The organism is Paraburkholderia sp. CHISQ3 (assembly GCF_030464945.1).
GTDB lineage: Bacteria > Pseudomonadota > Gammaproteobacteria > Burkholderiales > Burkholderiaceae > Paraburkholderia > Paraburkholderia megapolitana.
In genome coordinates, this window is sequence record NZ_JALPRG010000001.1 from 778,469 (window position 1) to 791,560 (window position 13,092).

Annotated in this window: 13 protein-coding genes; 3 read left to right on the forward strand and 10 right to left on the reverse strand. The window is 63.8% G+C overall.

Annotated features, from left to right (window positions below; translation table 11 throughout):
• Nucleotides 1-63: 63 nt before the first annotated feature.
• The 4 genes from ptsP to M0D65_RS03500 all read right to left on the reverse strand — a co-directional run bounded on the left by ptsP (nucleotide 64) and on the right by M0D65_RS03500 (nucleotide 5,585).
• Nucleotides 64-2,649: a phosphoenolpyruvate--protein phosphotransferase gene (gene ptsP / locus M0D65_RS03485; protein WP_266251109.1), complete on the reverse strand. Its 2,586-nt coding sequence runs from the start codon at nucleotides 2,647-2,649 to the stop codon at nucleotides 64-66.
• A gap of 12 nt (nucleotides 2,650-2,661) precedes the next feature.
• Complete coding sequence (locus M0D65_RS03490) at nucleotides 2,662-3,669, reverse strand: SIS domain-containing protein (protein WP_266251197.1); 1,008 nt, start codon at nucleotides 3,667-3,669, stop codon at nucleotides 2,662-2,664.
• Complete coding sequence (gene nagA, locus M0D65_RS03495; RefSeq protein WP_266251111.1) at nucleotides 3,662-4,765, reverse strand: N-acetylglucosamine-6-phosphate deacetylase; 1,104 nt, start codon at nucleotides 4,763-4,765, stop codon at nucleotides 3,662-3,664. The genes M0D65_RS03490 and nagA overlap by 8 nt, the downstream gene beginning before the upstream one ends.
• An 85-nt stretch (nucleotides 4,766-4,850) precedes the next feature.
• Entirely contained in the window at nucleotides 4,851-5,585 is a 735-nt protein-coding gene (locus M0D65_RS03500; RefSeq protein ID WP_091009571.1) for a GntR family transcriptional regulator, read from the reverse strand.
• Between the two features lie 399 nt (nucleotides 5,586-5,984).
• Here M0D65_RS03500 and M0D65_RS03505 point away from each other — a divergent pair, with 399 nt between their 5' ends.
• Nucleotides 5,985-6,911, forward strand: coding sequence for a bifunctional helix-turn-helix transcriptional regulator/GNAT family N-acetyltransferase (locus M0D65_RS03505; protein WP_091009568.1), 927 nt, complete (start codon nucleotides 5,985-5,987; stop codon nucleotides 6,909-6,911).
• An 88-nt stretch (nucleotides 6,912-6,999) separates the two neighbouring features.
• Here the strand turns inward: M0D65_RS03505 and M0D65_RS03510 are convergent, their stop codons facing one another.
• The gene (locus tag M0D65_RS03510) at nucleotides 7,000-7,812 is read right to left on the reverse strand and encodes a MetQ/NlpA family ABC transporter substrate-binding protein (protein WP_266251112.1); all 813 of its coding nucleotides are present in this window, start codon (nucleotides 7,810-7,812) and stop codon (nucleotides 7,000-7,002) included.
• Between the two features lie 287 nt (nucleotides 7,813-8,099).
• On the opposite strand from M0D65_RS03510, the gene M0D65_RS03515 reads away from it, so the two are divergent.
• Nucleotides 8,100-8,390 carry a YciI family protein gene (locus tag M0D65_RS03515; protein ID WP_266251113.1) on the forward strand — a complete coding sequence of 97 codons (291 nt, stop codon included), beginning with the start codon at nucleotides 8,100-8,102 and terminating at the stop codon, nucleotides 8,388-8,390.
• 21 nt (nucleotides 8,391-8,411) lie between these two features.
• Here M0D65_RS03515 and M0D65_RS03520 read toward each other — a convergent pair whose 3' ends face one another.
• From M0D65_RS03520 to M0D65_RS03540, 5 genes are all read right to left on the reverse strand, one after another.
• Nucleotides 8,412-9,026 carry an SCO family protein gene (locus tag M0D65_RS03520; protein WP_266251114.1) on the reverse strand — a complete coding sequence of 205 codons (615 nt, stop codon included), beginning with the start codon at nucleotides 9,024-9,026 and terminating at the stop codon, nucleotides 8,412-8,414.
• A 4-nt stretch (nucleotides 9,027-9,030) separates the two neighbouring features.
• A complete protein-coding gene (gene cyoE, locus M0D65_RS03525; protein ID WP_266251115.1) occupies nucleotides 9,031-9,936 on the reverse strand; it encodes a heme o synthase in 906 nt (301 codons plus the stop codon).
• A gap of 5 nt (nucleotides 9,937-9,941) precedes the next feature.
• Complete coding sequence (locus tag M0D65_RS03530; protein ID WP_266251116.1) at nucleotides 9,942-11,051, reverse strand: heme A synthase; 1,110 nt, start codon at nucleotides 11,049-11,051, stop codon at nucleotides 9,942-9,944.
• 63 nt (nucleotides 11,052-11,114) lie between these two features.
• Nucleotides 11,115-11,771, reverse strand: coding sequence for a cytochrome C oxidase subunit I (locus M0D65_RS03535; RefSeq protein WP_266251118.1), 657 nt, complete (start codon nucleotides 11,769-11,771; stop codon nucleotides 11,115-11,117).
• Between the two features lie 31 nt (nucleotides 11,772-11,802).
• Nucleotides 11,803-12,519: an SURF1 family protein gene (locus tag M0D65_RS03540; RefSeq protein ID WP_266251120.1), complete on the reverse strand. Its 717-nt coding sequence runs from the start codon at nucleotides 12,517-12,519 to the stop codon at nucleotides 11,803-11,805.
• Nucleotides 12,520-12,633: 114 nt separating this feature from the next.
• Here M0D65_RS03540 and M0D65_RS03545 point away from each other — a divergent pair, with 114 nt between their 5' ends.
• On the forward strand, nucleotides 12,634-12,843 hold the full coding sequence (locus M0D65_RS03545; protein WP_091010884.1) for a twin transmembrane helix small protein: 210 nt from the start codon (nucleotides 12,634-12,636) through the stop codon (nucleotides 12,841-12,843).
• Nucleotides 12,844-13,092: the final 249 nt, after the last annotated feature.

Here is a 13,092-nt window from a genome sequence, read left to right on the forward strand (position 1 = left end):
CGAATCGTCGTTAAGTCGTTGCTTGACGTATTGATACGAAGTCTGTCGCGAACGCTGCCGGACTTAGTCCAGCGGCCAGACTTCACGGCTCACTGCTCTAACTGCCTGCGCCGAATCGAGTGCGAGCGCATCCTGCGCGCGCTGCCGGCACAGCTGATAGTCGAGATTGCGCACACGCGCCTTGATGCCCGGCACGGCGACCGGATCCACCGAGAGTTCGGTGATGCCGAGGCCCACGAGCAGCGGCACGGCGAGCGGATCGCCGGCGAGTGCGCCGCACACGCCGACCCATTTGCCATGCTTCTGCGCGCCCTGCACGGTCGTCGCGATGAGCCGCAGCACGGCTGGGTGCAGACCGTCGGACTGCGCCGCGAGATCGGCCTGGCAGCGGTCCATGGCGAGCGTGTACTGCGTGAGATCGTTGGTGCCGATCGACAGGAAATCGGCGTGCTGCGACAGCTGGTCGGCGAGCAACGCTGCGGACGGCACCTCGATCATCACGCCCACTTCGATCGGTTCGGTGCGACCGCTTTCGCGTGCAAGTTCGTCGATACGCGCGCGCAGCCGCACGAGTTCGCCAGCGTCGGTCACCATCGGCAGCAGGATGCGCACTGCGCCGATCGGCCGCACGGCCAGCAGGCCGCGCAATTGATCGTCGAGCAGATCGGGGCGCACCTGCGCAAGGCGGATGCCGCGCAAGCCGAGCGCGGGATTCGGTTCAGGCGGCAGCGTCAGGTAGTCGACTTCCTTGTCCGCGCCGACATCGAGCGTGCGGATGATCGCGGTGCGACCGTTCAGCGCATCGACGATCGATTGATAGCTGTCGCGATGCTCGTCGACGCGCGGCGCCGTCTGGCGATGAATGAACAACAACTCCGTGCGCAGCAGTCCGACTGCATCGGCGCCGTTGTCGACAGCGGCCTTCGCGTCGTCGAGCGTCGCGATGTTCGCAGCGATTTCGACTGCGTGGCCATCGCGGGTCGTGACGGCTTGCTGCGACACGCGACGGTTCGCTTCGCGTACGTCGGCAAGCCGTGTGCGCTCGAGTCGCGCGCGTTCGACGTCGAGCGCGCTCGGTGCATATTCGAGCCGGCCCGCCGATGCATCGACCACCACCTGGGTGCCGTCGGGAATCGCGAGCAGCGTATCGCCGACCGCGACCAGTGCGGGAATCCCGATCTGCCGCGCGATGATCGCCGCATGCGAGGTCGCGCCGCCGCGCGCCATCACGATTGCGGTGACGCGCGTACGATCGAGCGACGACAGGTCCGACGGCGTGAATTCTTCCGCTGCGAGCACGGCCTCGTCGGGCAGTGTTCGCGCGGCGCTATTCGTATAGCCGAGTGCGCGCAGCACGCGTTTCTCGATGTCGCGCAGATCGGCTGCGCGTTCGGCGAGCAATGCATCGTCGAGCTTCGCCAGCACCGCGATCTGCGCGCGGATCGCCGAGCGCCACGCAAAGCCCGCACTCTTGCTGAGGCTGATCAGATCGCGTGCTGCATCGATCAACGTCGGGTCTTCGAGCAGCACGCGGTGCACAGTGAAAATGCCCGCTTCGCCAACCGCACCGCGTTGCGATGCGTCGCGTACGGTCGTGTTCAGTTCGGCGTCGACGGTGGCGAGTGCCTTGTCGAGCAGACGGCTCTCCGCTGCCGACGTGCCGCTCGCCTGTTCCGGCGGATCGAGGTCCGCGTCGTCCCAGCGCACGAGCTTGCCGACTGCGACACCGGGAGCTGCACAGACACCGGCCAGCGTGTTGGGTGCGAGCACCGCACCGCTGCTAGTTGCGGCGACAAGCGGCGCCGGCGAGCTATGCCGCGCCGGCTTCTCTTCGACTTCGCCATGCGCTTCGCGCAGCAATTCACGCGCGACCGCTTCGACCGCAGCATCGGCTTGTCGACCGATGCCGAGCAGTTCGATCGTGGCGCCTTCGCCGGCACCGAGACCAAGCAGACCGACCACGCTTTCGACGGGCGCCTTACGACCGTCATAGCGCACTTCGACACGCGCATCGAAACCGCGCGCAGCTTCACGCGCACGTGCGGCGGGCCGCGCATGCAGACCGCCGGCGTGCGCAAGCGTCACATGACGACGCGCTTCATCGACCACAACACTCGCTTCGCGTGAAGCATCGGCGGCCGCGCCTTCGCGGGCACGCAGCACGAGCAGCGGCGTTTCGCCTGCCACCACCATGCCGCCGGCCGCGCGCTCGACCACTTCGAACGCATCCGAGTTGGCAATCGCCACCACCGAAACAAGGCTCGGTGCAGCACACGCAATCTGATCCTGGTCGAACTCGATCAGCACATCGCCGGCACGCACTTGCGCGCTCTGTTCGACCATCGGTGCAAAGCCCTTACCGTTTAGCTCGACCGTATCGATACCGATGTGCAACAGAATTTCAGCACCATCGTCGGTGCGCAGCGTGACCGCGTGGCCCGTGCGCGCAAGATGCGTGACGGTCGCATCGCACGGCGCGACGAGCTTGCCGACGAGCGGATCGATCCCGATGCCATCACCGAACATACCGCCCGAGAACACCGGGTCGGGCACGTTCGCGAGCGGCACGACGGGACCGGTCAGCGGCGCAAGCAGGACTATATGGCCTTGGGCAGGGCTCATCAAACGTGACTCCTCGACACGACGCATCTGGTTTCTCGATCAGTGAGTTTCGGTGACTTTGTTCAGATGGCGCGGCGCGTCGGGATTGCGCCCGCGTGCGGCGGCGAGCGCCGCGGCCATCACGTAGAAAGAAAGGATCGTGGCGATCGGATCGAGCGCCGGGTGTGCGGTCTGCACGACGGGAAGCGTCGCTTCGGCGACGTCGTCGGGGGCCGCGAGCAGCACGCGGGCGCCGCGTGCTTTCATGTCGCGCGCGAGTTGCACGAGCCCTTCCTGTTCCGGACCACGCGGTGCGAACACGAGCAGCGGATAGTCGCGATCGATCAGTTCCATCGGACCGTGCCGCACTTCCGCGCTCGAGAACGCTTCGGCCTGGATGCCCGAAGTTTCCTTCAGCTTCAGCGCGGCTTCCTGCGCAATCGCGAGACCGAGACCGCGACCGATCACGATCATCCGTTCCACACCACGCAGCTCTTCGACCGCGCTCGACCAGTCGAGCGTACCTGCTGCACGCAGTGCATCCGGCAGCGTGCGCAGCGCGCCGAGCAGCGCTTCGTCGCGTTGCCAGTGAGCGACCAGTTGCGCGGACAACGACAGCATCGCGATATAGCTCTTCGTCGCGGCAACGCTCAATTCAGGACCGGCGGACAGCGGCAGATCCCATTCGCATGCCGCGGCAAGCGGCGAACCCGGTGCGTTCACTGCGGCGACGGTCAATGCGCCGGCATCGCGCAGCGCAACCATCGTGCCGATCAGATCGGGGCTCTTGCCCGATTGCGAGAAAGCAATCGCGAGCTGACCGCGCACGCGCAACGGCGCCTGCTGCAACGTCGCCACCGACATCGGCAGCGAGGCAACCGGCACGCCTAAGCGGCTCATCGTCAGGCTCGCGAAATAGCTCGCAGCGTGATCGGAACTACCGCGCGCCACCGTGAGCGCGACATCGCGCGGCGCTTCGGCAAGCCGTGCCGCGAGCGCTTCCACACGCGACGTATCGGCGAGTTGCGCGGCGACCGCATCGGCGGACGCCAGCGCCTCTTTAAGCATATTCGACAATCGATTCTCCTTCGACGTAAGTCGCAGTCAGTGCCAGTTCGCGATCGAACACGACGACGTCGGCCCACGCACCACGCGTGAGACGGCCGCGGTCTTCGATGCCGAGATAATCGGCGGCGTAGCGCGACAGACGGTTTGAAACGTCGGCCATCGGCAGGCCGAGCGAGACGAGGTTGCGCAGCGCCTGATCCATCGTCAGCGTGCTGCCGGCAAGCGTGCCGTCGGCGAGACGCACGCCGCCGAGACACTTGGTGACGTGCTGGCTGCCCAAGCGATATTCGCCGTCGGGCATGCCGGTTGCCGACGTGCTGTCGGTCACCACGTAGAGACGTGGAATCGCACGCATCGCCGCACGAATCGCGCCCGGATGAACGTGCAGCAGATCGGGAATGATCTCCGCGTACTCGGCATGCGCGAGCGCCGCGCCGACGAGACCCGGGTTGCGGTGATGCAGCGGCGACATCGCGTTGAACAGATGCGTGAAACCGCAGGCACCGTGCTTCAGTGCCGCGACCGCATCGTCGTAAGTTGCAAGCGAATGGCCGAGTTGCACGCGCACACCGCGCGCCGCCATCTCCGAGATGATCTCGATGTGGCCGGCAATTTCCGGAGCGAGCGTGACGACGCGAATCGGTGCGATCGACAGATACTTCAGCACTTCGTCGAGTACCGCTGATACCGCCGCATCCGGCTGCGCACCGAGCTTGCCGGGATTGATGTACGGTCCTTCGAGATGCACGCCGAGCACGCGCGCACCACCTGGCGTGCGCGTGCGCGTCACTTCGCCAAGACCGGCGACGACGTTCATCAACTCTTCACGCGGCGCGGTCATCGTCGTCGCAAGCAGGCTCGTCGTGCCGTAACGCGCGTGCGTGCGGGTGATCGTTTCGATTGCGTTGCCTGCTTCCATCACGTCGGCACCGCCGCCGCCGTGCACGTGCAGATCGATGAAGCCCGGCAGGATGTAGGGCGCGTCGTTGTTCGCGGGATCGACGGCTCGGCCCGTCAACGACGTGATGCGGCCGTTCTCGCATTCGAGCTTGCCGTGAATCCAGCCATCGGGTGTCAGTATGTTTCCGGTCAGCATGAGTCTCTCTGATGATGCGTAATGCAATGCATGACTGTTCGGCGCGGCCCAGTGTTCCGCACCCTCGACGAAAAACTCGCCGCTGCTAGCTGCGCAGTTCTGCGACGAAGTCGTAGTAGTCGTCGCGGCAATAGGTGTCCGTTAGTTCGATCGCGCGCTGGTCGGCGCTATAGCCGATGCGCGTGATGACGAGCAGCGCCGAGCGCGGCTCCATGTCCATCAATGCGGCGATCTCGCTGGTCGCGTTGACCGCGCGGAAGTGCTGCAGCGCGCGCACCACAGAGGCACCGCGCTGCTCGAGATAACCGTACAGCGACGCGCCGACCGCCTGCGGGTCCGGCACGATCGACACGGGCAGCGTCGAATGCTCGACCGCCATCACGATGCCGTCCGCGCGCCGCAGCCGTCGCAGACTCGCGACCGTCGCACCGGGCGACAGACCGAGATGGACGATCTCGTCACGATTCGCCGGGCGCACGTCGCGCTCGAGCCAGATCGAATCGGGCCTGAAGCCGCGTTGCTCCATCTTTTTCGTGAAGCCGGTGAGCCGCGACAGCGGATCTTCGACACGCGGCGTAATAAAACTGCCGGCACCGCGCGCGCGCCGGATCAAGCCCTGCTCGACCAGCAGCTCGATGGCCTTGCGCGCGGTAATGCGCGATACGCCGATCGCATCGGACAGCGTGCGCTCCGACGGCAGCGCCTCGCCTGCCGACCAGACGCCGCAATGGATCGCGGTCGCGAGATTGCGTGCGAGCTGCAGGTAGAGCGGCGTGAGGTTGCGCGCGTCGGGCACGAGCGCGGACCAGCGTGTTTCCATGGGGCTCCGGCAAATCCGTCCAGAAAAGCGTGGCCGAAAGGCGAGCGCAGAAGCTCGCCCGGGTTCTTCAAATTCGAGCCCATTATATAACCACAATAATACCAGTCAACGAACTGGTATCTACTTCGTGAAAATGGTCGAGAGCCTTGCTGGACAGGCCATTTCGGGCCATAGATGGCCTTCTGGGTGGGGTTCAATGTGCCCAGGATTTACCCGTATTCAAGCCATTTGAAAGGACCAATACTGCGAAGTGGTCCGCACCTATGCGCGATGCGCGCACCAGTTGAGATACCTTTCCAATACCAGTTGCCGCAAAGCCATGAAATATCGGTCGTTTTAACAATCGCGTGCAATGCAATATAGTGCTGCCTTAATCCGCATGATTCCGGGGGCACGCGTTTGAACGATTCGGCAGCGCAGCGGCGCGCTGAGGCCGTCCGCCACTTCAACCGTTTCTACACGCAGCACATCGGCGTGCTGCACGACCATCTGCAGAAAAGCGTCTTTTCGCTCACCGAGGTTCGTGTCCTGCACGAACTCGCGGGCGGACATGCGCAGACTGCGGCGGTGCTCGCCCGCAATCTCGGGCTCGATACCGGCTATCTGAGCCGGCTGCTCACCAGTTTCGAACGTCGCAACCTGATTACGCGTCGCCCGTCCGACACCGACGCGCGCCAATCCCTGCTGTCGCTGACCGAGGAAGGACTCACTGCCTGGCAACCGCTCAATGCGGCAGCAGTCGCGGAAGTGTCGGCGTTGCTGATCCAGTTGTCGGCCGCCTCGCAGGAACGTCTGATCGACGCGATGAAGCAGATCGAGTGGCTGCTCGATCCGCAGCTTCGGCACCGCGCCGTCACACTGCGCCCGCCCACCGCGGGCGAATACGGCTGGCTCGTGCATCGCCAGGCGCAGTTGTTCACGAACGAATATGGCTGGGACGCTTCATTCGAAGGATTGCTTGCGAAGATCGCCGGTGACTTCACGCGGCATCGCGATCCGTTGCGCGAAGCGGGCTGGATTGCCGACCAGGAAGGCGTGATCGTCGGTTCGGCGCTCGTGGCCTGCGTATCGACGACCGTTGCGCGCGTGCGGCTGTTTTATGTGGAACCGGAGGTGCGGGGCGCCGGCGTCGGCACACAGTTGATCGACGAGTGCGTGCGCTTCGCAACGCGGGCCGGTTATGCAAAGCTGTTGCTGTGGGCCACCGCCGATATGCGCGACGCGCAGCGGCTCTGCGAGCGCAAGGGCTTCATCTGCGCATCGACGATACCGGAGCGGCGCTTCGGCCACGATCTCTCGATCGAGCAGTGGGAACGTAGCCTCTAGCACGCGCTCGAAGCACGCAAGAAAAAGGCGCCACGGTTTCCCGTGGCGCCTCGCATTCATCGCTGCCGGTAGCGTCAGGCGTCGCACATTAGAACGACGGCACCACCGAACCCTTGAACTCCGTCTTGATGAACTGGCGCACATCTTCCGATTGATATGCGGCCACCAGCTTCTTCACCCACGGCTTGTCCTTGTCCTGCGTGCGCACGGCGATCAGGTTCGCGTACGGGCTGTGCACGTCTTCGAGTGCGATCGCATCTTTGGTCGGCTGCAGGTTGGCGGCAAGCGCGTAGTTGGTGTTGATCGCAGCGACGTCGACGTCCGCCAGTGAACGCGGCAGTTGCGCCGCGTCGAGTTCGATCAGCTTCACTTTCTTCGGATTCTCCGCGATGTCGAGCGGTGTCGCGCTGCTGCCGCTCGTGCCGGCGCCCGCCTTCAGCTTGATCACGCCCTGCGCCTGCAATAACAGCAGCGCGCGGTTCTCATTCGACGGATCGTTCGGCACCGCGACCTTCGCGCCCTGCGGCAGGTCCTTCAGCGACTTCAGTTTCTTCGAGTAGATGCCGAGCGGCGAAATGTACGTCAAACCCGCGTTGACGATCTTGTAGCCGCGCTGCTTCACCTGGCTGTCGAGGTACGGCTGATGCTGGAAGCTGTTCGCGTCGAGATCGCCGGCGTCGAGTGCGGCGTTCGGTTGAACGTAGTCGTTGAACTCGATGACCTTTACGTTCAGCCCTTCGCGCTTCGCGACCTTCTGGACTACTGCCCAGATCTGCGCGTCGGGTCCGCTGATCGTGCCGACCTTGATGACTTTATCGTCGGCGTGCGCGCCGGCGCTGGTAATAACGGCCGCGACTGCGACCACTGCCGAGAGGGCTTTGAGGATATTTCTGCGCTGCATGTCTTTCTCGCTTTTTCCGCTCGATGTCGGATTCGGGTGAAAGCTGGCGGCGCTGTCCCGTCGCCAGCTGGACCGCAAATGGTCTCATACGCGTTGCGGGAAGTGAAATATCGCGATCGTATATGGGTATGCGCTATGGCCGGTGTGGCCGGCGTGGGTTTGCCAGCTTCGGCGCCGGCGGTATCTGCTCGGTGCGTGGATACAAGCAACGGCAAGGGCGCTGAACGATAATGTGCGTCTGCGGATTTGCCCGCTCGCCCGCTTTCTTCTTTATCGCGAGGAACACCATGTACGTTATTGAAATCACCTACACCGCGCCGCTCGAGCGTGTCGACGATGCGCTCGAAGCTCATCGCGCGTTTCTCGGTCAGCACTTCGAAGCAGGGGTTTTCATCGCTGCGGGGCCGAAGGTGCCGCGCAACGGCGGCGTTATCGTTGCAGCAGGAATCGAGCGCAACAAGCTCGACGAGATTCTCGCGACCGATCCGTTCGCACAACAACAACTCGCGCGTTACGACGTGACGGAGTTCAAGGCGACACGGCTTGCGGCAGGATTGAATCTACCGCTACCGGCGTAAGCCCGGCGAGCCGCGGATCGATCAACCCAGCAGCAACTTGAGATCGTGCACCCACGGCGCGGCGCCCTGGCCGTCGCGAACAAAGAGACGCAGCTTGCCCTCCGGATCGAAGACATAGCTCGCAGCGGTGTGATCCATCGTGTAGCTGTCGGGTGTCTTGCCCGGCACCTTCGCGTAGTACACGCGGAAGTCCTTGGTCACCTTGACGAGTTGCGCATCGTCCGTCGGACGCAGACCCACGAACGTCGGATTGAATGCGCTCACGTATTGCCCGAGCAAAGCGGCGGTGTCGCGTTGCGGATCGACGGTGACGAACAGCACCTGGACGCGTTTTGCCTCGTCGGGGCCGAGTTGCTGTAGCGCCTGCGAGAGTTCGGCCATCGTCGTCGGACATACATCGGGGCAATGCGTATAGCCGAAGAACAGCACGACCGCTTTGCCCTTGTAGTCGGCGAGCGTATGCGTCTTGCCACCCGTGTCGGGCAACGCGAAATCGCTGCCGAACTGCATATTACCGGTGAGGTCGAGATTCTCGAACGCCGGTTCCTTGTTGCAACCAGAAACGAGCGCCGCACCGCCAAGTACACAGGCGATCAGGGCGACGCGCGACGCGCGCGCAAGCCGGGAAGTAAGCATGGTGTTACGCGCCGATCAGGACGCGCGCATAGTGGTCGATCAGCAGCGCGGCAAACAGCAGCGACAGGTACACGATCGAATAGCGGAAGGTCTTGCGCGCGAGCGCGTCCGAATACTCGCGATAGATCTTCCACGCGTAACCGAGGAACACGGCACCGAGCAGCACGGCCGAGACGAGATACACGATGCCGCTCATTCCTGAGACGAACGGCATCAGCGTGACGGCAAACAGGATCACCGTGTACAGCAGGATATGGAGCCGCGTGTACTTCTCGCCGTGCGTGTTCGGCAGCATCGGCAAGCCGGCGTTTTCGTAGTCTTTGCGGCGATAGAGCGCGAGCGCCCAGAAATGCGGCGGCGTCCACACGAAGATGATCAGCACGAGAATCCACGCATCGCCCGGCACCGCGCCGGTCACCGCGGCCCAACCGAGCGCCGGCGGCATTGCGCCCGACGCACCGCCAATCACGATGTTCTGCGGCGTAGCCGGTTTGAGCAGCAGCGTATAGATGACCGCATAGCCGACGAAGGTGGCTAGCGTGAGCCACATCGTGAGCGGATTGGTGAAGGTGTAGAGCGTCCACATGCCCGCACCGCCGAGCACTGCGGAGAACGTGAGGATCTGTACCGGGGTGATTTCACCGCGTGCGGATGGCCGCCATGCGGTACGACGCATCATCGCGTCGATCTTCTGTTCGACGAGACAGTTGATGGCGAACGCCGCGCCCGCCAGCAGCCAGATACCGACCGTACCGCCGATCAGCACGGTCCACGGCACCATGCCTGGTGTCGCGAGGAACATACCGATCACCGCGCAGAACACAGCAAGCTGCGTGACACGCGGCTTGGTCAGCGCGATGTACTGGGCGATCCGGCTACCGGGCGAATGGGGGAGAGTTGTGCTGTCCATGTGGGTCACGCTGGCGCGGCATCGCGCGCGGGCAACACGGCGCGGCCGGGACGGCTATAAGCGGTTCGAAAGTTTAGCATAACGAGTAGCAGCAACAGGATTGCGGCACCGCCGTTGTGCGCGACTGCGATCGGTAGCGGCCATTGAAGCACGATATTCGACAGACCGGTGGCGAATTGCACGGCAACCACGAGCAATACGCCGTTCGCGGGGCGCCGTAACGAGTCGAAGCGGCGCAGCTTCAACGCGAGCCAGACCAGATACGCGATTACAACGATGGCGAACGTGCGATGCGTCCAGTGGATCGCGACGAGCGCGTCCTGGGTGATCACGTCGCCATCGCCGGTCATGCCGAGTGCGCGCCACAAATGAAAGCCGTGGCCGAAGTCCATCGGCGGGAGCCACTGGCCGTTGCAGGTCGGGAAATCGGTGCAGGCGAGCACTGCGTAATTCGTGCTGACCCAACCACCGAGTGCGATCTGCACGATCAGCAGCACCAGCCCGGCGAGCGCCGCAGCGCGCCAGCGTGAGATTTCCGGCTCATAGACGGGCAATCGTGTCATCCGTGCGGCAAGCCATCCGAGTCCGCCCAGAAGTGCGAGCCCGAGCAGTAAGTGTGTTGTGACGATCACCGGCTGCAGCTTCATCGTGACGGTCCACGCGCCGAACGCGCCCTGCACGAGAATCAGCAGCAGCAGCGACGTCGGCCACCACGGCGATACGTGCAAAGGCCGGCGACGCAGCCGCGCACTCCACGCGATCAGCGTCTGCGCGATGATCAGCACACCGATCGCCATCGCGAAGTAGCGGTGAATCATCTCGATCCACGCCTTGCTCATGCTGACGGGACCCGTTGGCAGCGCCGTGTGCGCAGCCGTGATCGCCGCATGCGCGATGAACGGCGACGACGTGCCGTAGCAGCCTGGCCAATCGGGGCAGCCGAGCCCGGAGTCGGTCAGCCTCGTGAAGCCGCCGAACATCACGAGGTCGAGCGTGAGGAACGTCGTGACCCACACGAGCTTGCGGAATTTGTTGTCGTCGGCCTTGACCCACACATACGACAGCGGCAACAGCGCGATGCACACGCCGATCAGGCCCAGTTGCAATACGAACATCTGTCTACCCTTCTCGCAATACGTCACACCTGTCGCGCGCTTCGCACTTGCTACATGCGTACATCAACCGATGCTCGACCACTTCAGCAGCTTCGTAATGTCGCCCTTGATCTTGCTCGGGTTCGGATCTTTCGGGAAACGCATCATCAGATTGCCGTTCGGATCGACCACGTAGATGTGATCGGTCAGCTTCGTGCCGGCATCGACCGGCAGCCATGCGGCGATCGCCGCCGGATCGGCTACGAGCATGCCGGTCTCCGGATACGCTTTCTGGATCACGTCGGGCACCGGCTTCGCATCGGTGCGCAGCCACACGCTGACCACGCGTTCGCGTTCGCCGCCCTGCGCGACACGAATCTGCCGCATGAAAAAGAGCTTCGTCACGCACGCCTTGTCGCAATCGCTGCTGTCGACGGCGATCATCAGCCAGCGGCCATGCATCGAAGCGAGCTTGATCGGCTTGCCGTCCTCACCAGTCACGACGAGCGACTCCGGAATCGGCCGTTGCGGGTCGATCAGTGTGCCGTAGCTGGTCGTGCCGCCGGTCGGCTTGATCACGTAGTAGGTGAAATAGGACGCGACGACAGGCGCCGCGCATATCACTGCGAGCAGCAGCAGCATCCAGCGGCCACGCCGCCACGAGCCGGCCGGCTTGCTGCGTTGCGCGGAGTCTGCCGCAGGTTTGCCAGACTGCGGCGAACGGGAAGTTTGTATCGACACTGCGGTCCTCTTTCAATAATGATCCGGCGCGTCACGCACCGGACAACTGTTCTTTCTTCGCCGCGCGCCGCGCCGCGTACAAACCGAACACAAGCGCCGCGATCGCCATGCCCCACCATTGCAGCATGTAGCCGTAGTTGCGCTCGACCCCGGTGGTCGGCGCAGGCCAGTCGCGTACGAGCCGGTCGCCATCGTCGCTCACCTGCTGGATCACGAACGGCTGCAGCGCCAAGCCGGTTTCGGCCGCATACGCGGCGACGTCGAGATTCTGTCGAATCGCCTGATGCGCCGCCGACCCACCTTGCCCCAACTCGAACGCCTTGCTCGCATCGGCACGCGCAATGCCTTCGATCTCGATCTCGCCCTTCGGCGTGTCGTACGGCTCGATTGCCGTGCGCTCGCTGGCATTGCGCGGCAACCAGCCGCGATTGACGAGCACATAGCCGCCGCCCGCGAGTTTAAAGGGCATCACGACATAGAAGCCCGCCTGATCGTTATACGGCCGATTATCGAGGTAGACGACCCGTTCCGGCACGAACTGCCCAAGCGCGCGCACCCGATGAAACTCGATGTCCTTCAGCGCGACCGGTGCGCCACCGACCGTCTGCGCCGGCGCATGTTCGAACTGCTCGATGTGCGCCTGCAGCGCTTCCTTCTGATGCGCGCGATCGCGCTGCCAGAAGCCGAGCCGCACTGTCAGCGCGACGACCACGAGAATCAGCAGGGCCGGGAGCCAGCGGATCTTCATCGGGCCTGCCTTACGTGCGCCACGTGCCCTACGCACCCTGCCTGCATACGGCGGACAATGCGCGGTGCGATAATAAGCACGTCGCTCCGGCGCTCTCGATTCATAGTGGGTTTCATGCACATACTCGTTCCTATCGCCTTTGCCCTGATCATTGCCAGCATGGCCTCGGCGCTCTACTTCATGATGCACGACCGCGGTCAGACGAAGCGTATGGTCTGGTCGCTGGCGACCCGTGTGGGCCTGTCGATCTCGCTGTTCCTGTTTATCCTGTTCGCACACTGGATGGGCTGGATTCAGTCCACCGGCATTCCGATCGGTCGCTAGGGCTGTTCGCATCGCTCGCAGCGCATCGCGGCGCCGCTACGTCGCGCTACGCGACTGTACGCTGCGTTAAAGACCCACACCTGCGACAGCATGTCGCGCCTTACGCTGCCCTTCACGTAACAGGCAACGCGCTCGCCGCGCACACTATCGCCCCATCAAACAAAACGCCGCCCTGACACGGTCGAGGGCGGCGATGAGTCATTCCTGCATCCTTGTACTGCGCTCAGCAGCTTTTACCGCCGTGGCGCA